This window comes from Agrobacterium tumefaciens, from assembly GCF_017726655.1.
In the GTDB taxonomy this organism is placed as follows: Bacteria; Pseudomonadota; Alphaproteobacteria; order Rhizobiales; family Rhizobiaceae; genus Agrobacterium; species Agrobacterium tumefaciens_B.
On sequence record NZ_CP072309.1, the window covers coordinates 1,857,403 to 1,883,135 of the forward strand.

22 protein-coding genes are annotated in these 25,733 nt (G+C 58.6%); 11 read left to right on the forward strand and 11 right to left on the reverse strand.

The window, feature by feature from the left end; genetic code table 11:
* The first annotated feature begins 52 nt into the window (after positions 1 to 52).
* Positions 53 to 595: an NUDIX hydrolase gene (locus tag AT6N2_RS22765; protein WP_063951630.1), complete on the forward strand. Its 543-nt coding sequence runs from the start codon at positions 53 to 55 to the stop codon at positions 593 to 595.
* Positions 596 to 692: 97 nt separating this feature from the next.
* Here AT6N2_RS22765 and AT6N2_RS22770 read toward each other — a convergent pair whose 3' ends face one another.
* Positions 693 to 1,613: a hydrogen peroxide-inducible genes activator gene (locus tag AT6N2_RS22770; protein WP_209091570.1), complete on the reverse strand. Its 921-nt coding sequence runs from the start codon at positions 1,611 to 1,613 to the stop codon at positions 693 to 695.
* A gap of 194 nt (positions 1,614 to 1,807) precedes the next feature.
* On the opposite strand from AT6N2_RS22770, the gene katG reads away from it, so the two are divergent.
* Positions 1,808 to 3,979 carry a catalase/peroxidase HPI gene (gene katG / locus AT6N2_RS22775; RefSeq protein ID WP_063951632.1) on the forward strand — a complete coding sequence of 724 codons (2,172 nt, stop codon included), beginning with the start codon at positions 1,808 to 1,810 and terminating at the stop codon, positions 3,977 to 3,979.
* A 136-nt stretch (positions 3,980 to 4,115) separates the two neighbouring features.
* On the opposite strand, the gene AT6N2_RS22780 is transcribed toward katG, so the two are convergent.
* The gene (locus AT6N2_RS22780; protein ID WP_077225235.1) at positions 4,116 to 4,292 is read right to left on the reverse strand and encodes a hypothetical protein; all 177 of its coding nucleotides are present in this window, start codon (positions 4,290 to 4,292) and stop codon (positions 4,116 to 4,118) included.
* Between the two features lie 212 nt (positions 4,293 to 4,504).
* On the opposite strand from AT6N2_RS22780, the gene AT6N2_RS22785 reads away from it, so the two are divergent.
* Positions 4,505 to 5,395, forward strand: coding sequence for a helix-turn-helix domain-containing protein (locus AT6N2_RS22785; protein ID WP_209091572.1), 891 nt, complete (start codon positions 4,505 to 4,507; stop codon positions 5,393 to 5,395).
* A 127-nt stretch (positions 5,396 to 5,522) separates the two neighbouring features.
* Here the strand turns inward: AT6N2_RS22785 and AT6N2_RS22790 are convergent, their stop codons facing one another.
* Positions 5,523 to 7,643 carry a TonB-dependent siderophore receptor gene (locus AT6N2_RS22790; RefSeq protein WP_209091573.1) on the reverse strand — a complete coding sequence of 707 codons (2,121 nt, stop codon included), beginning with the start codon at positions 7,641 to 7,643 and terminating at the stop codon, positions 5,523 to 5,525.
* Positions 7,644 to 7,864: 221 nt separating this feature from the next.
* On the opposite strand from AT6N2_RS22790, the gene AT6N2_RS22795 reads away from it, so the two are divergent.
* Genes AT6N2_RS22795 through AT6N2_RS22810 form a run of 4 tightly spaced genes read left to right on the forward strand, consistent with a single transcriptional unit; the run spans position 7,865 to position 11,773 of the window.
* Entirely contained in the window at positions 7,865 to 8,875 is a 1,011-nt protein-coding gene (locus AT6N2_RS22795; RefSeq protein ID WP_209091574.1) for an iron-siderophore ABC transporter substrate-binding protein, read from the forward strand.
* Positions 8,872 to 9,915 (forward strand): FecCD family ABC transporter permease, encoded by a 1,044-nt coding sequence (locus tag AT6N2_RS22800; protein ID WP_209091575.1) that lies wholly within the window; start codon positions 8,872 to 8,874, stop codon positions 9,913 to 9,915. The genes AT6N2_RS22795 and AT6N2_RS22800 overlap by 4 nt, the downstream gene beginning before the upstream one ends.
* A 2-nt stretch (positions 9,916 to 9,917) precedes the next feature.
* Positions 9,918 to 10,952 (forward strand): FecCD family ABC transporter permease, encoded by a 1,035-nt coding sequence (locus tag AT6N2_RS22805; RefSeq protein ID WP_209091576.1) that lies wholly within the window; start codon positions 9,918 to 9,920, stop codon positions 10,950 to 10,952.
* Entirely contained in the window at positions 10,949 to 11,773 is an 825-nt protein-coding gene (locus tag AT6N2_RS22810) for an ABC transporter ATP-binding protein (protein WP_209091577.1), read from the forward strand. The genes AT6N2_RS22805 and AT6N2_RS22810 overlap by 4 nt, the downstream gene beginning before the upstream one ends.
* Before the next feature lie 6 nt (positions 11,774 to 11,779).
* On the opposite strand, the gene AT6N2_RS22815 is transcribed toward AT6N2_RS22810, so the two are convergent.
* Positions 11,780 to 12,679, reverse strand: a complete 900-nt coding sequence (locus tag AT6N2_RS22815; protein WP_233282576.1) for a helix-turn-helix transcriptional regulator — start codon at positions 12,677 to 12,679, stop codon at positions 11,780 to 11,782.
* A gap of 95 nt (positions 12,680 to 12,774) precedes the next feature.
* Between AT6N2_RS22815 and AT6N2_RS22820 the strand changes: the two genes are divergently transcribed.
* Positions 12,775 to 14,226 (forward strand): aldehyde dehydrogenase, encoded by a 1,452-nt coding sequence (locus AT6N2_RS22820; protein WP_209091578.1) that lies wholly within the window; start codon positions 12,775 to 12,777, stop codon positions 14,224 to 14,226.
* A 27-nt stretch (positions 14,227 to 14,253) separates the two neighbouring features.
* Here AT6N2_RS22820 and AT6N2_RS22825 read toward each other — a convergent pair whose 3' ends face one another.
* On the reverse strand, positions 14,254 to 15,150 hold the full coding sequence (locus tag AT6N2_RS22825; protein ID WP_063951640.1) for a choline sulfate utilization transcriptional regulator: 897 nt from the start codon (positions 15,148 to 15,150) through the stop codon (positions 14,254 to 14,256).
* 94 nt (positions 15,151 to 15,244) lie between these two features.
* On the opposite strand from AT6N2_RS22825, the gene choX reads away from it, so the two are divergent.
* Positions 15,245 to 16,198 (forward strand): choline ABC transporter substrate-binding protein, encoded by a 954-nt coding sequence (choX, locus tag AT6N2_RS22830; RefSeq protein ID WP_063951641.1) that lies wholly within the window; start codon positions 15,245 to 15,247, stop codon positions 16,196 to 16,198.
* Between the two features lie 14 nt (positions 16,199 to 16,212).
* Entirely contained in the window at positions 16,213 to 17,727 is a 1,515-nt protein-coding gene (gene betC / locus AT6N2_RS22835) for a choline-sulfatase (protein WP_209091579.1), read from the forward strand.
* 14 nt (positions 17,728 to 17,741) lie between these two features.
* On the opposite strand, the gene AT6N2_RS22840 is transcribed toward betC, so the two are convergent.
* From AT6N2_RS22840 to AT6N2_RS22865, 6 genes are read right to left on the reverse strand one after another with little or no spacing between them, the layout of a single operon-like run.
* Positions 17,742 to 18,635, reverse strand: a complete 894-nt coding sequence (locus AT6N2_RS22840; protein ID WP_209091580.1) for a carbohydrate kinase family protein — start codon at positions 18,633 to 18,635, stop codon at positions 17,742 to 17,744.
* Positions 18,632 to 19,672 (reverse strand): ABC transporter ATP-binding protein, encoded by a 1,041-nt coding sequence (locus AT6N2_RS22845; protein ID WP_209091971.1) that lies wholly within the window; start codon positions 19,670 to 19,672, stop codon positions 18,632 to 18,634. Before AT6N2_RS22845 ends, AT6N2_RS22840 begins: the two co-directional genes overlap by 4 nt.
* A complete protein-coding gene (gene argH, locus AT6N2_RS22850; RefSeq protein WP_209091582.1) occupies positions 19,672 to 21,186 on the reverse strand; it encodes an argininosuccinate lyase in 1,515 nt (504 codons plus the stop codon). Before argH ends, AT6N2_RS22845 begins: the two co-directional genes overlap by 1 nt.
* Before the next feature lie 3 nt (positions 21,187 to 21,189).
* A complete protein-coding gene (locus tag AT6N2_RS22855) occupies positions 21,190 to 22,032 on the reverse strand; it encodes a carbohydrate ABC transporter permease (protein WP_063951646.1) in 843 nt (280 codons plus the stop codon).
* Positions 22,029 to 22,970, reverse strand: a complete 942-nt coding sequence (locus AT6N2_RS22860) for a carbohydrate ABC transporter permease (RefSeq protein WP_063951647.1) — start codon at positions 22,968 to 22,970, stop codon at positions 22,029 to 22,031. Before AT6N2_RS22860 ends, AT6N2_RS22855 begins: the two co-directional genes overlap by 4 nt.
* A gap of 17 nt (positions 22,971 to 22,987) precedes the next feature.
* Entirely contained in the window at positions 22,988 to 24,241 is a 1,254-nt protein-coding gene (locus tag AT6N2_RS22865) for an extracellular solute-binding protein (RefSeq protein ID WP_209091583.1), read from the reverse strand.
* A 253-nt stretch (positions 24,242 to 24,494) separates the two neighbouring features.
* Here AT6N2_RS22865 and AT6N2_RS22870 point away from each other — a divergent pair, with 253 nt between their 5' ends.
* Complete coding sequence (locus AT6N2_RS22870) at positions 24,495 to 25,721, forward strand: ROK family transcriptional regulator (protein ID WP_063951648.1); 1,227 nt, start codon at positions 24,495 to 24,497, stop codon at positions 25,719 to 25,721.
* Positions 25,722 to 25,733: the final 12 nt, after the last annotated feature.

Sequence of the window (25,733 nt, forward strand, 5' to 3'; positions counted from 1 at the left end):
AAATCCACGCGGGGCATTGATGCAACCCGGAAAATCAGCACTATCAACGGATATGAAATCATCAAAGAAGCGCCGCAAATCCCGACCGGCTCGTCCACTGACCTTACTCCAGCAACTGGCTGCGGTTCCCGAAAAGCTCTTCACCGGCGCTTTTCGGCAGCAATATGCCGCCTTGTGCTTCCGTTATGCCGCCGATGGCGAGGGCGTTGAGATTTTGCTGGTTACCTCCAGGACCAGCGGCCGGTGGATCATTCCGCGTGGCTGGCCGATGAAACGCAAGAAGCCGCACCAGGCAGCGGCGATCGAAGCGTGGGAAGAGGCGGGCGTGCGCGGCCGCGTCAGGAAGGACGCCGTCGGCCGCTATACGTATCTGAAAATGCTCGATAACGGCGATGTCGTCCCCTGCATGGTGGATGTGTTTCAGATCGAAGTGACTGAGGCTGACGCCAGTTTTAAGGAACGCGGACAACGCGTCTCGGAATGGGTGCGCCCCGATGAAGCGGCAAGGCGTGTCCGGGATATTGAACTGAAATCGCTGCTGGTCGATTTCCGCCCGAAAGGCAAGAGGAAACGAGAAAGCGGCGGAAAGCTGTAAGCCGCAAGCTGCCGTTCCACCTATATCGCCAGCAGCCGAAAGAGGCGGATCAGAATCGCCTGTTGTCTCGGCTTTGTGTGGCCCGCTCTGGCGAGCTTCATCGGGTAGGGACGGCTCCGCCCTGAACCTTCTGCAGTCCACAGTCGCGAACGATCTCCGCAATATGGGAAAATTGCGCCGAAAGCGGATTGCTTCTGCGCCACACCATGCCGATTGTGCGTGATGGACGCGGCTCCGCCAGCCGGAACACCGAGACGGAGGATTGCCGCGTCTCCATATCGACGGCCATCTGGGGAATGAGTGTCACGCCGATCCCTGCGCCCACCATTTGCACCAATGTCGATAGCGAGCTTCCCTCCATCAATACCCGCGGCGGCGCGTTCGTGGTGCTGCAAAAAGAAAGGGCCTGGTTGCGGAAACAATGACCCTCCTCCAAGAGCAAAAGCCGCATTTCGCCCAGCTTGTCAGCGCTCGGTACCGGCATTCCCTCGTCCTCGGAAGGACGTACCAAAATGAATTCTTCCGAAAACAGCGGAACCTCCTCGAGCGCCGGTTCTGAGACGGGCAGGGCAACGATCGCCATGTCGAGCCGGGCTTCGAGCAAGTCCTCAATAAGTTTCTGCGTCACGGCCTCGCGCGGCCGAGCTTCCAAGTCCGGATAATGGCGGGTCAGCGTCTTGATGACCTGCGGCAACAGATAGGGCGCGACCGTCGGGATGACCCCGATCCGCAGCCGACCGCTCAGCGGGCCCTGACCGGCGCGCGCCAGATCCTGCAATTCATCCACAGAACGCAGGATCGACCGCGTACGCTCGGCAAATTCTTCACCGAGGGTGGTCAGCCTGATCTGGCGGCTGCCACGCTCGACAAGCGGCGCACCGATCAATTCCTCCAGTTCCCGGATCTGCAAAGAAAGTGCAGGCTGAGAGATGGCGCACGCTTCCGCCGCGCGCCCGAAATGGCCAATCTTTGCTAACGAGTCAAAATAACGGAGGTGTTTCATCGATAGGGTAATCATAAGCTCAGCATATCGGAGTCTTTAGAATATACAATTGGAAATTATGGAACCCGACTGTTAGTCATCTTCGTGACAGAAAGAAGATGTAGTTGTGAGAGATCACTAGCGCTGTCGTCGGCCTCTTGCAGATGGCGGCTGCTGCATGTGTCGAGTTGACTGTTACGATTAATTGTAAAAACCCATCGGAGGGCGAAATGGACGCAACTTCTAAACCGGCTGGTAAATGTCCCGTCATGCATGGAGGCAATACGGCTTCCGGTAAATCGGTGACCGAGTGGTGGCCGAATGCGCTGAACCTCGACATCCTGCACCAGCACGACACCAAGACCAACCCGCTTGGAACCTCCTTTAACTACCGCGAAGCCTTAAAGACGCTCGACGTCGAGGCACTCAAAGCCGATCTGCGCGCCCTGATGACAGACAGTCAGGACTGGTGGCCGGCCGACTGGGGTAGCTATGTCGGCATGATGGCGCGCGTGACCTGGCATGCGGCCGGCTCCTATCGCGTCACAGACGGTCGCGGTGGCGCCAACACCGGAAACCAGCGTTTTGCGCCTCTCAATTCCTGGCCTGACAATGTTAACACCGACAAAGGGCGCCGCCTGCTCTGGCCGATCAAAAAGAAATACGGCAACAAGATTTCCTGGGCGGATCTCATCGCTCTTGCCGGCACTATTGCCTATGATGTTGCAGGTCTGAAGACCTACGGTTTCGCCTTCGGCCGCGAAGATATCTGGGCTCCGGAAAAAGACACCTACTGGGGTGACGAAAAAGAATGGCTGGCGCCGAGTGATGGCCGTTACGGCGACGTGACCAAGCCAGAGACGCTTGAAAATCCGCTCGCCGCCGTGCAGATGGGCCTCATCTACGTTAACCCGGAAGGCGTGAACGGCAAGTCCGATCCTATGGCGACCGCAGCACAAATGCGCGAGACCTTTGCCCGCATGGGCATGAACGACGAGGAAACCGTCGCCCTTACCGCTGGTGGTCATACCATTGGCAAGTCGCATGGTAACGGAAGCGCTGCAAACCTCAGCCCCGATCCGGAAGCCGCAGGCCCTGAATTCCAGGGGCTTGGCTGGATGAACACCAAGGGGCGCGGTATTGGCCGTGACACTGTTGTCTCGGGGATCGAAGGCGCGTGGACGAGCCATCCGACCAAGTGGGACAACGGCTTTTTCGACATGTTGTTCAAGCATGAGTGGACGTTGACGCACAGCCCGGCTGGCGCATCGCAATGGGCGCCAATCACCATCGCTGAAGAAGACAAGCCCGTCGATGTCGAAGACGCTTCGATCCGCACCATCCCGATGATGACCGATGCCGACATGGCTTTGAAGGTCGATCCAATCTATCGCGAGATTGCGCTGAAGTTTAAGGACGATCAGGAACATTTCTCCGAGGTTTTCGCCCGCGCCTGGTTCAAGCTGACCCACCGCGACATGGGTCCGAAGTCCCGCTATTTCGGTCCGGATGTTCCGGCTGAAGACCTGATCTGGCAAGACCCGGTACCGGCAGGTTCCACGAGCTACAATATCGCTGCCGTCAAGGCGAAGATCGCCGCTTCCGGCCTTTCCGTTGCCGATCTGGTTTCGACTGCATGGGATAGCGCTCGCACGTTCCGCGGGTCGGACAAGCGCGGCGGCGCGAATGGCGCGCGCATCCGCCTTGCGCCGCAGAAGGACTGGGAAGGCAACGAGCCCGAGCGGCTTCAGCGTGTGCTGTCGGTTCTGGAACCGATTGCCAATGAAGCCGGTGCAAGCATCGCCGATGTCATCGTTCTTGCGGGCAATTACGGCGTTGAACAGGCAGCCAAGGCTGCCGGTTTCGATATCGCCGTGCCTTTCGCGCCCGGTCGTGGCGATGCCACCGCTGAGCAGACGGATGCTGATAGCTTCGCGCCGCTTGAGCCCCTGGCTGACGGATTCCGCAACTGGATCAAGAAGGACTATGTGGTCAGCCCTGAGGAGCTTCTGCTTGACCGGGCCCAGCTTCTCGGTCTTACCGCACCGGAACTGACGGTACTGATTGGCGGTCTTCGTGTCATCGGCGCCAACTATGGCGGGGCGGCGCACGGTGTCTTTACTGAACAGCGGGGCGCTTTGACGACCGAGTTCTTCACGACGCTCACGGATATGGCCTTCTCCTGGGTCCCGACCGGCAGCAATCTCTATGAGATCCGTGATCGCAAGACGGGCGCCACGAGATACACGGCAACCCGTGTCGACCTCGTCATCGGCTCCAACTCGATCCTGCGCGCTTACGCGGAAGTCTATGCACAGGACGACAACAGGGAGAAATTCGTTCACGACTTCGTTGCTGCTTGGACGAAAGTAATGAACGCCGACCGTTTCGACCTGCTCTAAGTCGACATCAATCCAGCCAAAGCAAAAACCTCCCCGAGCGATCGGGGAGGTGTTTTTTTGGAGCTGATTTGGTTGCCAGACAACGGCGGCAGGCGATTGGCTTAATCGTCCGGCGGAGGTCGCTGGATCGGCGCGTTTATCGGCGGTCGGAGGAGGGAACGTCGCGCTCCGGAGAGGAATTTTCCGTACGTCCAGTAGGCGTCTTTTCGCTTTTTTCATTTTCGTGGGCATCCGGTCCCGCAACGATAACGCCACGGCCATGCTCCTCGCGCTTCTTTTCGGCGAAATCGCCCGGTTCTTTCTTGCTATCCATGATGATCTCCCTTGTTAAATCGTCTCGTGAGTTCAACGGTCGCGATCAACAGAGGTTCCGAACTCGCGGCCCAGCAAATGTTTCGCATTACAAAAAACTTCGCTATTAACATGAATGAAGAACTCATGTTATTGGACTGAGCGGAAACACGGGCGCTTCGCGCCCCTCATTTAATTCCAGCTGATTATAATCGAAATCGAACGGTACGCGCATTGAGTTTCTGGCATTCCATGACCTGGTACACCGAAGGGATCAGTGTTACTGCACCGGTGAAATGGCGGCAGCTGGACGGGCTGGTCGGGGCTTTCTGGGAGGCCGAAAGCCAGGATGGGGCGAAGGGTTATTATCTCGCAGCCGACCCACGCATCATGATTTTTTTCAATGATGTCTCCTCCCGCATTACCATGTCCAACAGCAACGGCGAATCTACCGATCACGCACGGCCGATGACACGGGCTATCTATGTCCCTGCTGGAGTGCCGATGTGGACGAGCAGCAGCGCCACCCATCGCTTCTCGCATCTCAATCTGCATATCCATAAAGATCGTTTGCTGCGTTTCCTCGCGCCCTCCATTGGTAGTTCAGCGGCTATGGCGGCGCTACGCCGCCCGGTCGAGGTTCAGGATATTGGTTCTGTGGAAACCCTCGCCAGCTTGCTCGTCGATGAACTGGCGGAACCCTCGAAGCATGCGGTTTACGCCGAAAGTCTGGTCGGCAGCATTGTTGCCGGTCTGTTGGATATTCCTGGTCTTCCGGGGGATCAGGTGAACGGCAGGCTGACGCAGGCGCAACTGAACAAGCTCTATGCCAAGTTAGAAAGGCGCGGCGACCGTGTGACCGTCGCCGAAATGGCAGATATTGTCGGGCTTTCGGAAAGCTGGTTCGCGACCGTATTTCGCCAGACCACGGGCAAGACACCTCTGCAGTGGCAATTGCAACAGCGCATCAACGTCGCCCAGAAACTTCTGCTGGAGAGTGATTTAACTGTCGCCGATATCGCCGCTCAGCTCGGCTTTTCTGATCAGGCACATCTGACAAAAGCCTTCCGCCAATCAGTGGGCAACACGCCCGCCGCGTGGCGGCGGTTGCACCTGTTGCTTTAGAGAGTGGGATCGATATCGCGTCTACTCGCGATCTCGTTTGAAATCCCACTTTCGGTCATCCTCGGGAATCGGCTCGGGATAAGTTGATTGTTCCGAAACTGCCCAGCATGTCTTGGAACGTGTCGGCTCACCACGTCTTTCGTAAGGTGACGGAAAACGCCCGTCCCGGGTTATAGAAGTCAGCGCCAAACCCGCCATAGGAAACGTGTTTTTCATTGAAGATGTTGGAGACATTGACGTCCAACGAGGCCGTTTCCTGGATCTTGTAGCTTAGCGCGGCGTCAACGGTAAAGCTGCTTGCCGTTTCGACCTTGTTGGCATTGTCGAAATAATAGGCGCCGGTGTAGCGGCCGCCAAGACCGAAGGTCGTGTCTCCGAAGTGATCATTACCTTGGAGCGTGTAATTGACCCACAGCGAGGCCTGATGCTCGGGAACAAATTGCGGGCGGTTGCCGACGTTGCCGCCGGTGCCGTTTTCGGTGATCTCGGCGTTGAGATAGGAGTAGGCCGCGGTCAGGCTGAGATTGTCCGTCACCTCCGCCTTTGCTTCGAGATCGAGACCGCGCACACGCACTTCGCCAATAGTGGTTGGCAGGTTGGTGATCGGGCTCGTGACTGTGATATTGTTCTTCTTCAAGTCATAGATAGAGGCGGTAAACAGGGCTGGGTACGCTTCCGGCCTATATTTGATCCCAAGCTCGATTTGCTCGCCGCGTTCGGGTTCGACCGTTAGCCCGGAGGCCGGCACCACCGACTCGGCATAGCTGAGATAGGGTGCGATTTCACTGGTGATCTTGTAGGAAACCCCGATGCGCTTCGTCAATTCGCTGATGTCGCCGCTCGCTGTCGTGCTATTCAGGCGGTTGGTCTGGTCCGTATCGATCCAGTCGTTGCGCAGGCCGGCGCTGACGATGAGCCTGTCGAAAAAGGTCAGGTCCTGCTGCAGGTAAACCGCCTTTGTCTTCTGGTTAGTAAGCGAGCTGGCATAGAGCGGAACGGAAGAGGGCGTGCCGGTGTAAACCGGGTTCATCCAATTGATGCTTGGCGCGGCCCCAAAGTAGCTTTTGCTTCCGGATTCGTAGTCATTATAAAAAACACCGACGAGGCTGCGACTTTCAACATTTTCAAACCGCGTGTCATATTGCAGGCGCGTATCGATCAGGAAGTTCTCGGTCTCGGTATCGTTGCCAAAATAGGAACGATTGGCGATGGTAGAACCGTTGGTTGGCGTCGAAGAGATATAGGCGTATCCGAAATCGGTATTAGCCTTGCTGTAACGCGCATTGGAACTCAAGGTTAGACCAGAGCCAAAATCGTGGTCGAACATCACGCTTAGCGAATTGCGATTCGTGCCGCGATAATTGTAGCCCGGCTCGCCGAAAAAGCGGCTTCGATCGAAATGTGAGCCTACCGGATGGCCCCCGCCGCCGGGAACACCATCCTTGTTGAGATGGTCATAAACGACGGTCAAGCTCGTGGCGTCGGTCGGGCGCCATGTCAAACCACCCATGAAGAACTTTTCGTCGTCGCGCGAATGGTCATATTCTGCATCGGCATTTCTGAGCTTGCCGGTCAGACGATAGGACAGAGTGTCGTCGCTGGTGATGTTGTCGCCGAAATCGAAGCCTGTCTCGGCGCGGCTATAAGACCCGCCAGCGATATAAGCTTCGCCGAAACGGCTTCGTTTCGGGACCTTGGTGGAATAATTGACCGAGCCACCGGGGTCCGACACGCCGAACGTGGTGGAATTTCCGCCCTTCAGCACTTCCACACGCTCATAGGCATAGGTCTCTTCGCGCAACGCACCGAAAGGCCGGCCGAGTGTGAGGCCGTCGCGATAGGTATAGGCATCGAAACCGCGAATCTTGAAGTAGTCGAAACGGTCGTCTGAGCCATAAAAATCGGTAGTCACACCGGCCGTGTACTGCAACGCCTCTTCCACGCTCTGAACGCCGCGCTGCTGCATTTCCTTGGCAGTGATAACGGAGACGGCAGCCGGGGTGTCGAGAATATCCGTCGCCATTTTGCTACCGCTCGTCGTGCGGGTAGCAACGATTGACTTTTGGTCATTATCGCCGCTGTCGATGGTGATGCGCTCCAGAACCGTGGTACTGTCGGTATTGGCCGCCTCTTGCGCCGACAGGGAGCCGGGCAGGGTGGCGGCCAGCGAAGTGCAGGCTAGCAGCGCCGCGTCCCGATAACGACGACGCGCGCTTTTGCGATACCTGCTTACGGTTTTGATGTTCATTGGTATGCCCCAGACCTTGATGCCCCGATCGCCGCTTTCCACGGCCACTCTCGACGCGCCCAATAACTTGAGAATGTTAGTCCGGTATTGTATTTTTTTTCTGTTTTGTAAAAAACCCCGGAAATTTCACCACCCCTACACCGGTATTTCGCGCCTGGGCTTGACGGGAGCATTTGAAGCTGAGAACTCAAGTCCACTTTTAAATCTTTGAAAGCTTCGTCATGCCTCACCCGTTCCGCGGCCTCGTGCCAGCACTTGTGCTTTTCCTGTCGGTGATCGCAACTCACACGGCCTCGGCGGTGGAGGCGACAAGCTATCCGGTGGTCATCAAACACGCTTTTGGATCGACAACGATCGCGAAAAAGCCGCAGCGGATCGCTACTGTCGCCTGGGCGAACCATGAGGTGCCGCTGGCGCTTGGCATCGTGCCGGTCGGTTTTGCGGCAGCCAATTTTGGCGATGATGATGGCGACGGGCTGCTGCCATGGGTGACAAAGCGGCTTGCCGAGCTCAATGCGGGAAAACCGGTTCTATTCGACGAGGGGGATGGCATCGATTTCGAGGCGGTCGCGGCAACCCAGCCCGATGTGATCCTTGCCGCCTATTCCGGCCTCAGCCAGTCCGATTACGATACGCTGAGCCAGATTGCGCCTGTTGTTGCTTATCCGGTTTCCCCTTGGGCGACCGACTGGCGCGAGACGATCCGGCTGAACAGCGCCGGCCTTGGCATGGCGGTGGAGGGTGAGGCACTCATCAAACGCATTCAGGGCGAGATAGAGCAGGTCGTTGCTGGCCACCCGCAGCTGAAGGGCAAGACGGCGATGTTTGTCACTCATCTCGACGCCACAAATCTCAGCGTCGTCAATTTCTATACGGCAAACGACACCAGGGTGAAGTTCTTTTCCGATCTTGGTCTTGGCTCTCCAAAAAGCGTCGCGGAGGCAACAAAGCCAGGGCAATTTGCAGCCGGCATCAGCGCGGAAAGTGTCGATGCGTTCGACGATGTCGACATCCTCGTTACCTATGGCAGTGAGCCACTTCTCAATGCCATGCGCGCTGATCCGCTTCTCGCCCGAATGCCTGCTGTCTCCAATAATGCCGTCGTGATGCTTGGCCGCGATCCGCTTGGCACGGCTTCGAACCCCACACCGCTTTCGATTTCATGGGTTTTGAAGGACTATGCTGATCTGCTTGCGAAGGCCGCCAGCAAATCCTCGGGAAAATCGCAGTGACCCTATCGGAACCAGGCAAAGCGACGGCTCTGCCACGCGGCAGTCGCTCAAGCCGCGTTCGCGCGATATGGCTTGGCGCCACGCTGGCCTTTCTTGCCTTTCTTTGCGCGCTGTCCGTTGCCATCGGAACGCGGGACGTTTCTTTCTTGGATATTCTTGGCGGGCTCAGCGGTCGCAAGGACACTATTGCAGAGGCGGCGGTCGCGGTACGAATACCACGCACACTGCTCGCCCTCACGTGTGGGGCAGCACTTGGGCTGTCCGGTGCCATCATGCAGGGCGTTACCCGCAATCCGCTTGCCGATCCGGGCATTCTCGGCGTGAACATGGGGGCATCGCTCGCCGTCGTCATCGGGATCGTCTGCTTAGGCATTGCCTCGGCGCAGGCCTTTATCATCACTGCGGTTACCGGTGCGGGGGCGTCCGCGGTTTTCGTTTATGTCGTCGGCTCTTTGGGGCGAGGCGGCGCGACACCATTAAAACTGGCTCTCGCGGGCGCGGCCACGTCCGTCGCCTTTTCGTCGCTGGTTATCGCCGTCGTCCTGCCGCGCAGCGATATTGCCGGCGGCGTCCGATCCTGGCAGATCGGCGGTGTTGGCGGGGCGACCTTCGAGCGCATCGAGACCGTGCTGCCCTTTCTGGCCGCCGGTTTCATCATCAGCCTGCTTTCGGCGCGAAAGCTGAACTCTCTCGCGCTGGGAGACGAACTTGCCGCCGGGCTCGGCGAGAATGTCGTGCTGGCCCGAGCCGTCGCCTCGTTGGGCGCTATTCTACTATGCGGCGCGGCCACCGCGGTTTGCGGACCAATCGGTTTTGTCGGGCTAGTGGTGCCGCATCTTTGCCGCCTGCTGGTCGGCGTGGATAACCGCTGGTTGCTACCATTTTCGGCGCTGGGAGGGGCATGTCTGCTCATCTCTGCCGATATTGTCGGACGCATGGTTGCGCGGCCTTCCGAACTTGATGTCGGGATTGTCACTGCACTCGTCGGCGCGCCCTTCTTCATCTGGATCGTCAGACGCCAGAGGGTGCGCGAACTGTGACCATGCACGCTCCCATCATCGAAAACCTCGTTCTTAATCGCCGAGCCCGCGACAGCCGGCGTCGCATTGTCATCACCATTCTGTCGATGATCCTGATCGCCGCTTCGGCCGTCACGCTGATGGTCGGGCAATCCTTCACATCTCCCGCTGATGTCATTCGCGTTCTCATGGGGGAGGAAATTCCCGGTGTTACCTTCACCGTCGGGCAGCTGCGCCTTCCCCGCGCGTTGCTTTCGCTTCTGGCGGGCATGAGCTTCGGACTCGGGGGCGTCGCGTTCCAGATCATGCTGCGCAATCCGCTTGCCAGTCCGGATATTATTGGCATCAGCTCGGGCGCAAGTGCCGCGGCCGTCTTTGCCATCGTTGTCCTCGAGATGAGCGGGCCGCTGGTCTCTGTCTTCGCTGTCACCGCCGGTCTCGGCGTTGCGCTCGTTGTTTATCTTCTTGCCCTCCGCAACGGTGCAGCCGGTACTCGATTGATCCTTGTTGGCATCGGCGTGTCAGCCATGCTGGAGAGCTTTATTGCCTATGTTCTCTCAGTTGCCCCGGCCTGGTCGCTCCAGGAAGCGATGCGCTGGCTGACCGGCAGCGTCAACGGTGCGAAGATGGCTCAACTTCTGCCCCTGTCAATCGCGCTCCTCCTTTTCGGCGGCCTGCTTGTCAGCCGCGCGCGCGATCTCGAAGCCTTGAGACTGGGAGACGATGCGGCTGCGGCGCTCGGTGTTTCGGTCGGGCGAACCCGAGTTCTTGTCATCATTGCCGCCGTCGGCATGATTGCTTTTGCAACAGCCGTCTGCGGGCCAATAGCCTTTGTGGCTTTCCTTGCTGGGCCAATTGCGGCGCGTATCATTGGCAACAATGGCTCACTGCTCATTCCTGCCGCGCTGATTGGGGCGGTGCTGGTGCTGGTGGGTGACTATTGCGGCCAGTTCCTGTTGCCAGGCCGCTACCCGGTCGGCGTCGTGACTGGTGCGCTAGGCGCGCCTTATCTGATTTACCTGATCGTGCGGGTGAACCGCAGCGGAGCCTCGTTATGACCGGCCACTCCCTCTCTGTCAGCGGCCTGTCTGCCGGCTACGGCGAAAACCTCATTATCGAAGGGTTGGATTTTACTGTCCCGCGCGGCAAGATCACCGTCATCGTCGGGGCCAATGCGTGCGGCAAGTCCACCCTCCTGCGCAGCATGTCACGGCTGATAACGCCGCACGCTGGTCAGGTCCTGCTTGATGGGAAGTCGATCCATCGTCTACCCGCGCGCGACTTGGCAAGACGTATGGGCCTTTTGCCGCAATCCCCGATCGCACCGGAGGGCATCGTTGTTGCCGATCTCGTCAGCCGAGGCCGACACCCTCATCATGGCCTCTTCGCGCGCTGGTCAAGGGAGGATGATGAGGCGGTAGCTGCGGCGCTTGCCGCCACGGACACCGTGGAACTGGCCGAATGCCCTGTCGATGAACTCTCCGGCGGCCAGCGCCAGCGGGCCTGGATCGCAATGGCGCTAGCCCAGCAAACAGACATCTTGCTCTTGGATGAACCGACAACCTTCCTTGATATCAGCCATCAGGTTGAGGTACTGGACCTTTTGACAGATCTCAATCAGGTCCGCCAGACCACCATCGTCATGGTGCTGCACGACCTCAACCTTGCGGCGCGTTATGCGGATCATCTTGTCGCGATGCGCGCCGGAAAGCTGCATATCAATGGCTCGTCCGAAGAGGTGCTGACAGAGGAAAATATCCGCGAGGTTTTTGGTATTGAAAGCCGGGTGATCAAGGATCCCACCTCCGGCAAACCTATGATGCTGCCAATCGGAAGGTATCGCGTGTTGACGAAGGCAAATGGCATTGCCGATAGCTGATCGCAGTCAAGGCCATGCTGCAAAAGAATGCGCAGGTTCAGCAGGAAACCGAAACGCAGCCCGCCTCAACCGCCCGGGCGATATCCCCTCGATCCGAGTGAAAAATCGGTTGAAGTAACCCGAGTCTTGAAATCCTAAACGATATGCGATTTCAGACACTTGAAAGGACGAGTTCAAAAGAAGCTCGCGCGCTTCTGAAAACAATTCGCGGTGGATGTAAGCCTTCGGCGATAATCCAGTTGCGGCTTTGATGATCGAGCCCAGTCGGTCACGACTGATGCCGAGATGGCGTGCATAAGTCTCAACGTTCCAATGGTCGCGCTTGTGTTGAGCGACCAGCAAAACAAAACGTTCTGCGATACTCGATGGCATGGACGTAGCTGTGATTGCCGATGCGGTACACTGGCAAATGCGGATCAATGCGACACATAGAAGGTTGAGAATGAGCGTCTGTGTCGCGGCCGTCGGACGGAGATTTTCGGACGCAATGGTTTTTACATAGCCTGCCAACTCCGCATGATGCTCCTGCGAAAGCGTTTCTGTCAAAACGCGATCGAGACCGTTTCGCGGGAAAAGTGCGTTGGTCCCCTTCGCGAAGGCATGCGCAAGGCAGACATCGTTGATGGACAGCAGTGACGCCCTGCTTCCCGCTTCCAACCGAAGGCGACCGGTGTGCCCTGCCGGCAACCACGCCATGCCCGGTGCCGGCAGGTAAAGGTCTTCGTCGTTGCCGGTGATGCATGCGTTTCCGGATGCGAGCAGGATCAGATGCGCATTGCCTGGCGTGAGTTTCACCTCATTTGCCCGCAGCGGTGAACTCAATATTCGGGCGAGGGTGGACTGGCCGCCCACGGACTTGTGATTTGGAGACGCCATCTTTTTCTCAAAAGTACAAAAACGAGCCACACTAGTGCATTTCCTGTGGCGATGTCCTCGCTAAACTTTGCGTATTGCGGGCATAAACACCTTGAGGAGAAGGTGGGCCCGGCAGGAGGAGACATATGCAGACCGTCAATCTTTTCATCGGTGGCGATCATTGCGCTGCTGCAAATGACAAGCGCTTCGAGCGTAACAATCCAGTTACCGGTAGTGCCGTGACGAGCGCCGCCGCGGCGTCTGTCGAGGATGCAACGAAAGCGGCCGATGCAGCCGCAGCCGCCTTTCCGACGTGGTCCGCGACAACGCCCGGTGAACGTCGGCGCCATCTTCTAGCCGCGGCAGACGCGCTGCGCGCGACTGGACCCGCTATCATCGAAGCAATGAAGGAGGAGATCGGCGCAACCGAGGCCTGGGCCGGGTTCAATGTGATGCTCGCCAGTGACATGCTGGTGGAGGCGGCAAGTCTCACCACTCAGATCAAGGGAGAAGTTATTCCGTCCAATCGTCCGGGCACCATGGCGATGGCGCTGCGCCAACCTGCCGGCGTTGTCCTGTCCATTGCGCCCTGGAATGCGCCTGTCATCCTTGGTGTGCGTTCCATCGCCACGCCTCTTGCCTGCGGCAACACCATTGTCATGAAGACTTCCGAACTTTGCCCACGCACTCATGCTCTGATCATTGACGCGGTTGCGTCCGCAGGCCTGCCAAAGGGCGTGCTCAATGCCGTTTCGAATGCGCCGGAAGACGCAGCAAAAATCGTTGAAGCGCTTATTGCCCATCCGGCAGTAAGGCGTGTCAACTTTACTGGCTCCACGCGCGTCGGACGCGTCATCGCGGAAACGGCAGGTCGACATCTTAAACCTGCGTTGCTTGAACTTGGGGGGAAGGCGCCGCTCATTGTACTGGACGATGCGGATATCGATGCGGCGGTCGCGGCTGCGGCATTTGGTGCCTATATGAATCAAGGGCAGATCTGCATGTCGACCGAGCGCATTATCGTGCTCGATAGTATTGCTGACGAGTTTGTCGATGCTTTTGCGAAAAAGGCGGGCGGTCTTATCGCAGGTGATCCGCGTGAGGGCAAAACACCGCTCGGCTCACTTGTGACGGGTGAAGCAGCTTTGCGCATCCGTTCACTTGTGGATGATGCGATCTCCAAAGGCGCGCGACGGATCGCAGGTGGCGGTGGTGAAGGCACCATGCTTGACGCGATTGCCGTCGATGGCGTCACCCCGGCCATGCGCCTTTATTCCGAAGAGAGTTTTGGTCCAGTCGTGTCGATTATCCGCGCAGGCACGATCGATGAAGCCATCAGCATCGCCAACGAGAGTGAATTTGGGCTGTCGGCGGCGGTTTTCGGAAGGGATCAGGCAAGGGCGCTTTCCGTTGCCGCGCGGATCGAGAGTGGTATTTGCCATGTCAACGGACCGACCGTGCATGATGAGGCGCAAATGCCGTTTGGGGGCGTCAAGGGTTCGGGTTACGGGCGCTTTGGCGGTACGGCCGGTATAGCTGAATTTACTGAACTACGGTGGGTAACGCTTCAGGACGGACCCTTGCATTATCCCATCTGAAGCGGAAAATGTGCAGGGCGAGCGGCGTCACCGCCGCTCGTCGATCAGCCATGCCGTAAGCTTTCTAACCGCATTGTCGCTGCTTTTCGGCCGAACGAGCCAGTAACCGCGGCCCGGCGCCTCAAGACTCGGGCCAGCCGTTACCAGCACGCCTGCTTCGAGCAGGGGATCGACGAGCCCGGCCCAGCCGAGCGCGAAACCCTGTTCGCCGATGGTTGCCTGCACCACCATGGTGTAATTGTTGAAGGTGATATCGCTGCCGTCGCTCTCTGCTCCCCTGTGCGCGCCGAAATGCTTGAAATAGCCGGGCCAGTCGAACCAGTGCGCCTGAGACGTGTTTTCAAGATGAATGAGTTTGCGCTGTAAAAAATCCGCGATGGTTGCTGGCGCCGGTGTGTCCGACAGAAGAGCCGGGGAGCAGACCGGCGTAACTTTTTCCGAAAGCAGCAAGATTGAACCCTCGCCAGCGTCCTGCCGCGTACCGAAGATGATCATCACGTCGCTATCGTGCTTGCCTTGACCCAGCGGATCCTGCGTGGCGACGATCTGGATATTGATATCGGGGTTGAGCGCACGAAACCCATGCATCCGCGGGATAAGCCACAACGACGAGAAGGCATAGTCGGTATGCAGACGAATGGTCTGACGCTCATTTGTGCGGCGAAGTTGTTGCGCCACCAGGTCAACGGCATCGACATTGCGCGAAACGACCTCGAACAGCCGCTGCCCCTCGGCCGTCAGTTCGATGCCGCGGTGTCGTCGGCGGACAAGAGTGACACCAAGCTCATCCTCAAGCCTGCGGATCTGATAGCTCACAGCCGGTTGGGTCAGTCTCATCGATGCTGCCGCGGCCGTCAGGCTGCCACAGCGGGCCACCTCGGTGAAAATGCGCATCCAGCCAAGATCGAGAGGTCGCTCTGCCATCAAATTCCTTTATATCAGGCATCGAAAATTACCCGCTTCACAGGTGAAAGCAACGTGGTGTTCAATAAACTGGACTAATAAAGGGGGATCCGCAATGAAAACAGTGTCTCATCTGCATCGCATTGCCGCCGGTCTGTTTCTGTCAGTGGCAGCCTTCTCAACCCCGCTTCAGGCTGCCGACGATGCCGCCTGCAAGACCATCCGTCTCAGCGATCCCGGCTGGACGGATATTACCGCAACCAATGGCGTCGCCTCGGTACTGCTCGATGCACTGGGTTATGAAGCCGACGTCAAGACGCTCTCCGTGCCCATCGGCTATCAGGCGATGAAGAACGGCGAAATCGACGTTTTCCTCGGGAACTGGATGCCGGCGCAGAAATCCTTCGTAGATGACCTCAATTCGGCGAAAGCTGCCGAGGTCTTGACGAAGAATCTCGAGGGCGCCAAGTTCACGCTCGCCGTGCCGGCCTATATGGCGGAAAAGGGCGTCAAGGACTTCGCCGATCTCGCCAAACATGCCGATGAATTCGAAAGCAAGATCTACGGCATCGAGCCCGGCGCACCGGCCAACCAGAATATCCAGAAGATCATCGACGCCAATGATTTCGGCCTGAAAGGTTGGCAGCTCGTCGAATCTGGTGAGCAGGCCATGCTGGCGCAGGTGGAACGGGCGGGGAGGGACAAAAAGGCTGTGGTCTTCCTTGCCTGGGCACCGCATCCGATGAACGAGAAGATCGATATCGCCTATCTCTCCGGCGGCGACGCCTATTTTGGCCCGAATTTCGGCGGTGCAGAGGTTTATACGCTTGCCCGCACCGGCTGGCCGGAAAAATGCCCCAATGCCGCGGGGCTCTTCAAAAACCTGAAGTTCGATATTGGCATGGAAAATACCCTGATGGGTTCGATTCTCGGCGGCGAAGATTCCAAAGCTGCGGCAGCGGCCTGGTTGAAGGCCAATCCCAAAGCGTTGGATGGCTGGTTGCAGGGCGTAAATACGCTGGATGGCAAACCGGGTGCGGATGCCGTTAAGGGCAAGCTTGGTCTCTGAGCCGGAAAGTGTAAATGCCGCGTCCCAATATCCTCATTCTGATGGTCGACCAGTTCAACGGGACGTTGTTTCCCGATGGACCGGCCGATTTTCTCCATGCGCCGCATCTGAAAGCCTTGGCGGAGCGCTCTGTCCGCTTCGCCAATACCTATACGGCTAGCCCGCTTTGTGCACCGGCTCGCGCGTCATTCATGTCCGGGCAATTGCCAAGTCGTACCCGCGTTTACGACAATGCCGCAGAGTTTGCCTCCGACATCCCGACCTACGCGCACCATCTGCGCGCGGCGGGTTATTACACCGGACTTTCCGGAAAGATGCATTTCGTCGGGCCTGATCAGCTGCACGGCTTCGAAGAGCGTCTGACGACCGATATCTATCCCGCGGATTTTGGCTGGACGCCCGACTATACCAAGCCAGGCGAGCGGATCGACTGGTGGTACCACAATCTCGGTTCGGTCACCGGTGCAGGCGTTGCCGAAATCACCAACCAGATGGAATATGACGACGAGGTGGCCTATCACGCCACACGCAAGCTTTACGACCTGTCTCGTAGACTTGAGGAACGACCGTGGTGCCTGACGGTCAGCTTCACCCATCCGCACGATCCCTATGTGGCGCGGCGGAAATTCTGGGATCTCTATGAGGATTGCCCGGCGCTCGATCCGCAGTCGGAGGCCATTGCTTTCGATCAGCAGGACCCGCATTCGAAACGGTTGCTGGAAGCCTGTGACCACAATGCCTTCGATATTTCGCCGGAGCAGATACGCCGGGCACGCCGCGGTTACTTCGCCAACGTCTCCTATATCGACGAGAAGGTCGGCGAAATCCTTGGCGTCCTGAAGGCGACGCGGATGGAGGAGGACACCATCGTCCTCTTCCTTTCAGACCATGGCGATATGTTGGGTGAGCGCGGCCTGTGGTTCAAGATGTGCTTCTTCGAGGGCTCGGCCCGCGTACCGCTGATGATCGCCGCGCCAGGATGGCAGCCGGCATTGATCGATACGCCGACCTCGACACTGGATGTGACGCCGACGCTGTGCGGTCTGGCGGGGCTTGATATCACCTCGCTTAAACGCTGGACGGATGGCGAGGATCTGGCGCCGTTGGCTGCTGGCACCGGCGGGCGCGGCCCGGTGCCGATGGAATATGCCGCCGAAGGCTCGATCTCGCCGCTCGTCGCCATCAGGGACGGCCGATACAAATTGTCCGTCTGTGAGGTCGATCCGCCGCTGCTTTACGATCTGGATGCCGATCCCGAAGAGCGCACCAATCTCGCCGGCGACCCCGCTTTCAGCGACGTGCTCTCGTCGCTTTCCGCCGAAATTGGCCGGCGGTGGCAGTTGCCGGTGTTCGACGCTGCTGTTCGCGAGAGCCAGGCGCGACGCTGGGTGGTCTATAAGGCGCTGCGCAACGGCGCCTATTACCCGTGGGACTACCAACCCTTGCAGAAGGCTTCGGAACGCTACATGCGTAACCACATGGATCTCAACGTGCTGGAAGAAAACCAGCGTTTTCCGCGCGGCGAGTGAGGCGGCAAGGTGCCTCAAGCGGTGGTCGACACCCTCGGCGCGCCGCCCGCCGCCTGCACGGCAAGACTGCCCGCGGCAACCCCGGCTGTGAGGCATTGCTGTTCGTCCCAGCCTTGAAGCCAGGCATCAAGAAAACCGGCATTAAAGGCATCGCCGGCGCCGGTCGTGTCGACCACGGGTACTTCCTGGGCTGCCAGATGCTGCAAGCCCCTTCGACAAGATACCCAAGCGCCCTGCGCGCCGCCTTTCAGCGCCACGACGGGAAAGGCTTCTGACAGGGCGTGGGTGGCTCGTTCCGGGTCAGAATGCCCCGTGATTGCTTCCGCCTCTTCAAGATTGGGCAAAAACACGTCGACACCGGCACAGGCCTTGAGCAGCCCCTTGTCGTAGATCAGCGAAGCATCCCAGCTTGGATCGAGCGATACCGACAATCCGCTTGCCTTGGCGCGTGAAACCAGATCGGGCATCTCATGCAGCGTGGCGAATTCGGCGATGTGCAGATGCCGGGCGTTATCCCACGCAAAGGCGGCATCCAGCGTCGAAGGCCGGGCGGCACCGGCGCGGCGCGTCAAAAAAGCCCGGTCCTGACCAACCACAGTCGCCACCGTAACTTGCGGTCCGGCATCTGCTGCATGTTCCAGAAACTTCAGATCGACGCCGCTCTGCGCCATTTTCTCACCGATATCGCGCGAAAACGTATCGGTGCCCAGTCTTGCAAGCAGCGCAACCGGGCGGCCTATATGGGCGAAATGCGCAGCGGCAATGAAGGCTCCGCCGCCGGCTGCAATTTTCATGTCTCGGGCAAACAGTTCCCGGCCGAGCACCGGCAGTTCATTAAGACCGGTGAAAATGAGGTCACAATAGATCCGGCCGACGCTGATGACGGCAGTTTTTTCCGTTGACATCATGCGCGGCCCAGAAGCTTTTCCGTCTTGGCGTCGAAGAGATAAAGCGAACCTCGCTCCGCCTGGCATTGCAGCCGGCTGCCGACGGCCGGAATAGTTTTGCTTCTCGCCGTGGCGATCACCGAACTGTTGTCGGTGTCCAGATGAACAAGCGTCTCCGGCCCGAGCGGCTCGACTGCCGTGACTGTTCCTTCCAAGGTAAACGTTCCCTGAGCGGACCCAGACTCGCCAACAAGCAGATCATGCGGCCGGACGCCGATCAGAAGCTCACCCGTTGCGGACGGCGCGACGCAGTCGCCGGCTCTGGTTCCGCGCAGCAGGTTCATCGAGGGGCTGCCGATGAAGCGTGCGGTAAAGATGTCGACGGGTGTTTCATAAAGCTCCGTTGGAGTGCCGACCTGCAGGATGTGGCCGTCCTTCATCACCACGATGCGATCCGCCATGGTCATGGCTTCCACCTGATCGTGGGTGACATAAACGGTTGTCGTCTTAAGACGCTGATGCAAGCGCTTGATTTCAATACGCATCTGAGCGCGCAGCTGGGCGTCTAGATTAGACAGGGGCTCATCGAACAGGAAGGCGGCAGGATCGCGCACCATGGCGCGGCCGATGGCGACACGCTGCCGCTGACCGCCTGACAGGGCCGCCGGCCGCCGGTCGAGCAGGGCCTCCAGTCCGAGAACCCGGCCGGCCTCCTCAATGCGGCGGTTCTTTTCTTCACGGTCAAGCTTCGAGGTGTAGAGGCCAAAGCCGATGTTCTGGCGAACCGTCATGTGCGGATAGATCGCATAGTTCTGGAAGACCATCGCGATGTTGCGCTGTTTCGGTTCCTTCTCATTGACGATGTCGCCACCGATCTTCAGCGCGCCGTCAGAGATTTCTTCCAGGCCGGCGATCATTCTAAGGGTGGTGGATTTGCCGCAGCCGGAAGGGCCGACAAAAACAACGAATTCTCCGTCTTCAATGGCAAGGTCAATCCCCTTGACCGCCTCGACTTTGCCGTAGCGCTTCACGAGTTTATTGAGTTCGATTGTCGCCATCATCGGGCTCCCGTCAGCGCGGTGAATTTCTCTGCGAGTTCCGCGGCCTTTGCCGCTTCGTGATCGGCGGATCGCCGTGCTTCCGCCTCGAATGCAGCAAGCGTGTTGCGATAGCTGGCAATCGCTTGCCGCATGGGTTCAGGCGCCGGGCCGCCGAAACGGCTGCGCACGGCGACGAAGTGCTCGGGCGAGACGATCTGTCTGAATTTTTCCTCGTCGATTCCGGTATGCCGGCCTGTCAGCTCGTGGAACGCCTTGAGGAAGGGCTGGTAACCGTCGTTCGGAAGATCGCCCTTGAGCGCGACGACGCTCTTGGCAACATTCGCGGCAATTTCATGGGCCTGACGGAAAGACAGGTCTTCTATGCGGACAAGCGAATCCGCCAGCTCCGTAATGGTAATGCAGGATCGGCGGATGTTCTGGTCGACCCTGTCGGGATCGATGCTGATCTGGCCAACGAGGCTGGCAAGCAGATCGAGAACCCGGCCAGCAGAGGCGAAGGCCTCATAACCCATGCCCTGCGTCTCGCCCTCACTGTCATTCATGTCGGTGAAGGGCGTATTGTGCATCACGTCCAGCACGGTGCGCGCCCGCCCGAATGTCTGGCTGGCGAGGTGGCGCAGATGCTCGATCGGCACCGGATTTCGCTTTTGCGGCATAATCGAGGAAATCTGCACCAGCGCATTCGGCACGTAGATCTGGCCGACCTCAAAACTCGTCCAGAACTGGAAGTCCTGAATGAGCCGTCCGAGATGCAGGAACATCAGCTCGATCGCGCCATAGGTCGCTGTCGTATAATCCACGGCGGCGATGCAGGAATAGGAATTGCGCAACGGTGCAGCAAAGCCCAGCAATTCGGCAACTCGTGCGCGGTCGATGGGGAAGCCTGAGGTGGTTATGGCGGCCGCGCCCATCGGCGACAGATCAACGATGCGGCGCGCCTCCGCGAAGCGGTCGATATCCCTGATCAACACTTCGATGGCGGCAGAAAGGTAATGGCCAAAGGTGGTGGGCTGGGCCGGCTGCCCATGCGTATAGGCCACGATGAGCGTGGATTGGTTACGCTCGGCGGCATCGATCAGGGCTTTCAGCAGAACACGCGCCTTGGCGGTGAGCGTGTCAATCTTCTCCTTCAGGCCGATTTTGAACAGCGTGTGATCGATATCGTTGCGCGAACGGGCCGTGTGCAGGCGGCCGGCGATATCGACGCCGATGCGGGCTTTCAGTTCCTTCTCGATCAGGAAGAAGAAATCCTCGACTTCGCCGGTATAAACAAGCTCCGAGGGTTCGATGGTTTTGTCGATGTCTTCGAGTGCGCCGGCGATCTTGGCCGCCGTCTCGGCATCGAGAATGCCGGTTTCGCGCAGCATGACAAGGTGGGCGCGGTCTATGCGGCGGAACCCATCGACGTGGTGGTTCTTGGCGCCGTCAAACAGCGGGCGCAGCACGGTTTCCTTGTAGACAGGGTCGGGAAACTTGCTGGTATCTGACTTGCGCGGGTTGATATCGGCCATGATTTATCCTTTCAGGCCTGCCAGCATCACACCGCGCACGATGTAGCGTTGCAGGACGATGAAGACGATGAGGGTAGGGATGGTCGCAATGGCTGCGCCCGTCATGATCATTTCCCACTGGATCTGCTGTTCCACGGCAAAGCTCGAAAGACCGACGGGCAGGGTGTAGAGCTCCTTGCTTGTCGTGACGATCAACGGCCAGAAAAAGGCTGTCCAGTTGCCGAGGAAGGTGAAGATCGCGAGTGCGGAGAGCGCCGGTGTCACCAGTGGCAGGGCGACTTTCCACCAGATCTGGAATTCGTTGAGCCCATCAACGCGTGCGGCCTCGATAAAGTCGTTCGGAACCGTCTCGAAGAACTGCTTCATCAGGAAGGTGCCAAAGGCCGTCATCATGCCGGGGAACATGATGCCCCAGTAGCTGTCGAGCCAGCCCAGCTGGCTCGACATCAGATACCAGGGAATGACAAGCATTTCTGTCGGTATCATCAGCGTGGAAAGAATGGCTAGGAAGATGAAGTAACGTCCGCGAAACTCGAATTTCGCCAAGGTATAACCAACCAGACTGTCGAAAAAGCAGTTGGAGACGGTGACGAGGACCGCAACCAGCGTCGAGTTGAAGAACCAGCGCAGGAAACGGCCATCAGCCATGACGGTCATGTAGTTTGCGATTGTCGGTGCAGAGGGAATGAGGCGCAGATCATAGACCTGATCCGCCGTCTTGAACGAGGTCGCGAACATGAACAGCAGCGGCGAGACCATGATCAGGCCGCCGATCAACAGCAGCGTCCAGGCGATGATGCGGCCGGGGCGGATGCGGGCGTGGGAGAGTGGCGAGGTTTCGCTCATTTCTTTTCCCTCAGGACCCAGAGCTGGATCAGCGATACGACAAGAAGAATGGTGAAGAGGACCACAGTCTGCGCGGCCGCATAGCCCATCGCATAGGAATTGAAAGCGGTCTGGTAGATCATCAGCACCAGCGGTTTGGTGGAGCCTAGCGGGCCACCCGGATCATTGGTGGTCATGTTATAGACCTGGTCGAAAATCCGCAGGAAACCGATCGATGAAAATACGACAAGGAAAACCGTGGTGGGTTTCAGAAGCGGCAGCGTGATCTTGCGCAGGATTGCCCATTCACTCAGCCCGTCTATCCGAGCGGCTTCGTAGAATGTCGTGGGAATGGCGCGCAAGCCGGCCATGAAGATGATGATCTGGAAACCGAGCCCCGCCCAGATGGCCGTTACCATGACCGAATAAAGCGCCTGATCGGTGGAGCGGATAAACGGTTGCTGGGGAATGCCGATCATGCCGAGCACGTCATTGATGATGCCGATGGGCGGCGGCTGATAGAACCAGCGCCACACCCAGGCCATCGCGGCTGCCGTCGTCAGATAGGGCAGGAAATAAAGCGCGCGGATGAAACCGTGCAGGATGCGCACGCGGTCGAGATAAAAGGCGATGACGAAGGCGAGCACGAGGCTGATCGGCGTGCCGACGATGAGATAGGTGAAGGTGTTCTTGAACACCTTCCAGAATTGCGGGTCCTTGAAGAGCTTGACGTAATTGGCGACGCCGATGAACTTTGCCGGCCGCAGCAGGTCCCAGTTGGTGAAGGATAGATAGAAGGCCTGTAGTGTCGGGTAAAACCGGATGACGCTGTAAAACAGGATCGGGATCGCCAGAAAGCTCCAGATCCACAAAAGCCGTTTGGTGCGCATGGAAAGGCGATCTCCGAAGGAGCCGCCGGGGCGGCCGGATGCCGCGCCCTGTTGATCGATCGCTGTCATTGTTGGACCTGCGGTTTTCAGGGTTTCGCCGCGTCGATGATTTCCTGCTCGGCCTCGGCGGCCTGCTTGATGGAATCCTCGACCGACTGGCCCTCGAGAAGCACACGGTTGGTCATGTCGATGGCATTCTGCCGCTGGGCGGCTTCATCCATGAACAGCGTCGTATGGGCGTATTCCAGCCCCTTCAGGAACGGCGCGTAGATAGGGTCCTTCAGATTTTCTTCGGTCAGGGCCGCAGAGCGGCGTGCCGGCAGTTCACCCACCGTCTTCAGCCAGATCGCCATGGCTTCCGGCGAGGAGATATAAGCGAGGAACTTCTTGGAGGCCTCAAGCTCTTCACCCGTGGTCTTGGCGCTGATGCCGTTGGCGAAATAGCTGGCATAGTTGGAGCGGATGTTTTTGTCATTTGTGGGAAGCTCGGTCACGCCCCATTCGAAATCCTTGATGGTGCGGAACGAGCCCAGCCGGAACGTGCCGTCGATGGTCATGCCGGCCTTGCCGGCGCGGAAGGCGGCCTGACCTTCATCCATGAAACCCGCCTGGCCGATCTTCTTTTCAAGCTGCAGGCTGGTGTAGAATTTCAGCGCCTGGATGCCCGGCTCGCTGTTATAAGCTACCTTCTGGTCGTTGTCGGTATAGGGCTCGCCGCCATATTGGCGAATGAGCACTTCACGCCACCACTGGTGATCCTGACCGCCCATATCGAGCGTGGAACCGGCGACGGTGAGATTACCGGCGGCATCGTGCTTGGCGATCTTTTGCCCGGCGGCGATGAATTCATCGAGCGTCTTCGGTGGATTGGCGGGATCGAGACCGGCTTCGGTGAAGAGCTTCTTGTTGTAGAACAGCGCCAGCGAACGAACCGCTGTCGGCAGGCCATAATAGTCGTCGCCGCGTTTCATGGCGCTGACGATCGGGAAGAATTCGCTTTCGATCTTGTCATGCGGGAAGGTATCGGTCGGCAGTGGCTGCAAAATGCCGCCGGCTGCGAACTTGTCGAGCCAGCCGTAGAACAGCTGCATCACGTCTGGGCCTTTGCCCGACATATTGGCGGCAATCACGCGCGTCTGATAGTCGGCGTAAGGGAAGGTTACCTGCTTAACGGTGATGTCGGGATTGCCCTTCTGGAATTGTGCGATCAGCTCGTCCATGGCCTTCACGCGGGTGTCGAAGACATATTGCCAATATTCGATTTCAACCGCCTGCGCGGCGTTGAATGCAAATGTGCTGAAACCGGCAACCAAGCCGGCGAACAGAGTTGCCCTGCGCATGTAAGCCTCCTTTTCCTCCGCCCGGTCTTCCGGATGCGGAGCGATCGTTCCCATTATCCGCGCTTTCGCGCGCGCTCATCGATTTGCCGGCAGCGAAGTTTCCTCTTTCGCCCCGACAAGACTGACCCCCGGTCGGCCTCTACGGTTCTCCGAAGGCGCGCTTTTGTCAATAAGATAATTTACTTGAATTATTATATTGCGCTTGTCCCCAATTGGACGCTATGAATTTTCTAACGGACGGGAAGTTGAAGAGATGACGGTGCACACGGTGGACGATTATCCCGTAGCAATCGGAAAAAATCCCGAGCGGAGCCGGGAGCACAACAGGCGAGTCGTTCTCGACCTCGTACGGCGGCACGGCTCACTCGGTCGCGCCCAGATTGCCAAGATTACCCATCTCACCCCGCAGGCGGTTGCCAATATCGTCGATGAGCTGGTCGGCGAGGAATTGCTGAAGGAACTGGGCCGTCGTCGCACTGGGCGCGGGCAGCCGCCAATCCAGTTCGCGGTCAATCCTGACGGCGGGGCAACGATCGGCGTCGAGATCGCCGCAGACCACATGGTCACCGTCGGTCTTGATCTCGCCGGTGTTCTTCGCACGCAGCGCATCACGCCGCTCTTGGACACGACGCCGGATGCTATATTCAATACCTTTGCCGCCGAGCATGACGCCGTTGCCAAAAATCTAGGCTGCAGGCTGCTCGGCACCGGGGTCGTCATGCCCGGCCCCTTCGAGATCGATGGCATGACTTCGGTGGGACCGACGACGCTTTCCGGCTGGGGCGGTATTGATGCCCGGCAGATGCTGGGCGAAGCCTGCGGCCAGCCGGTCGTGGTTGAAAACGATGCCACGGCCGCAGCAGTCGGGGAACGGCTGTTTGGTGCTGGTCTGGCGATCCCGAATTTCTGCATGATCTATTTCGGCGTCGGTATCGGCCTCGGCATCATCCAGGATGGTGCGCCCTATCGCGGTGCATTCGGGAATGCCGGCGAAATCGGCCATGTGACTGTTTCGCCGAGGGGAAGGCCTTGTCCTTCCTGTGGGCAGAGAGGGTGCCTGGAGGCTTATGCCTCAGTCTATGTACTGAAGGAAAAGCTTGTATGCGCCGGTGTTGCAGATACGGAACTTGATGATCTGGAGGCCCTGTTCAAGGCAGGTCATCCCGTGGTGAGGGAATGGATCGACGAAGCTGCGGCGCATCTGGCGCCCATGGTGGCGATGCTCGAGAATATTCTCGATCCGCAGACAGTCATTCTCGGCGGCGCTCTGCCTGAGGTCATCATCAGTGAAATCATTGCACGGATGGGGCCTTTGCCGACCTCGGTCGCAAGTCGCAGGCAGCGGGAACTTCCGCGTGTCATCCATGGCAAGTCCGGGCAGTTGACTGCTGCCCTCGGCGCTGCCGCCTTGCCGCTTTTCGATATCGTCACGCCAAAACTTGAGACATCCATGGGAGCCGCAGCGCAGGCACCCGGCTGAATATTGGAGGAG

Coding starts and splice junctions, on each gene's coding strand:
- choX (WP_063951641.1), top strand. CDS start 15,245: ATGAAAACAGTGTCTCATCTGCATCGCATTGCCGCCGGTCTGTTTCTG.
- argH (WP_209091582.1), bottom strand. CDS start 21,186: ATGGCCGATATCAACCCGCGCAAGTCAGATACCAGCAAGTTTCCCGAC.
- AT6N2_RS22795 (WP_209091574.1), top strand. CDS start 7,865: ATGCCTCACCCGTTCCGCGGCCTCGTGCCAGCACTTGTGCTTTTCCTG.
- AT6N2_RS22840 (WP_209091580.1), bottom strand. CDS start 18,635: ATGATGTCAACGGAAAAAACTGCCGTCATCAGCGTCGGCCGGATCTAT.
- AT6N2_RS22770 (WP_209091570.1), bottom strand. CDS start 1,613: ATGATTACCCTATCGATGAAACACCTCCGTTATTTTGACTCGTTAGCA.
- AT6N2_RS22860 (WP_063951647.1), bottom strand. CDS start 22,970: ATGACAGCGATCGATCAACAGGGCGCGGCATCCGGCCGCCCCGGCGGC.
- AT6N2_RS22820 (WP_209091578.1), top strand. CDS start 12,775: ATGCAGACCGTCAATCTTTTCATCGGTGGCGATCATTGCGCTGCTGCA.
- AT6N2_RS22870 (WP_063951648.1), top strand. CDS start 24,495: ATGACGGTGCACACGGTGGACGATTATCCCGTAGCAATCGGAAAAAAT.
- AT6N2_RS22790 (WP_209091573.1), bottom strand. CDS start 7,643: ATGAACATCAAAACCGTAAGCAGGTATCGCAAAAGCGCGCGTCGTCGT.
- betC (WP_209091579.1), top strand. CDS start 16,213: ATGCCGCGTCCCAATATCCTCATTCTGATGGTCGACCAGTTCAACGGG.
- AT6N2_RS22855 (WP_063951646.1), bottom strand. CDS start 22,032: ATGAGCGAAACCTCGCCACTCTCCCACGCCCGCATCCGCCCCGGCCGC.
- AT6N2_RS22765 (WP_063951630.1), top strand. CDS start 53: ATGAAATCATCAAAGAAGCGCCGCAAATCCCGACCGGCTCGTCCACTG.
- AT6N2_RS22810 (WP_209091577.1), top strand. CDS start 10,949: ATGACCGGCCACTCCCTCTCTGTCAGCGGCCTGTCTGCCGGCTACGGC.
- AT6N2_RS22825 (WP_063951640.1), bottom strand. CDS start 15,150: ATGGCAGAGCGACCTCTCGATCTTGGCTGGATGCGCATTTTCACCGAG.
- AT6N2_RS22805 (WP_209091576.1), top strand. CDS start 9,918: ATGCACGCTCCCATCATCGAAAACCTCGTTCTTAATCGCCGAGCCCGC.
- katG (WP_063951632.1), top strand. CDS start 1,808: ATGGACGCAACTTCTAAACCGGCTGGTAAATGTCCCGTCATGCATGGA.
- AT6N2_RS22780 (WP_077225235.1), bottom strand. CDS start 4,292: ATGGATAGCAAGAAAGAACCGGGCGATTTCGCCGAAAAGAAGCGCGAG.
- AT6N2_RS22845 (WP_209091971.1), bottom strand. CDS start 19,672: ATGGCGACAATCGAACTCAATAAACTCGTGAAGCGCTACGGCAAAGTC.
- AT6N2_RS22865 (WP_209091583.1), bottom strand. CDS start 24,241: ATGCGCAGGGCAACTCTGTTCGCCGGCTTGGTTGCCGGTTTCAGCACA.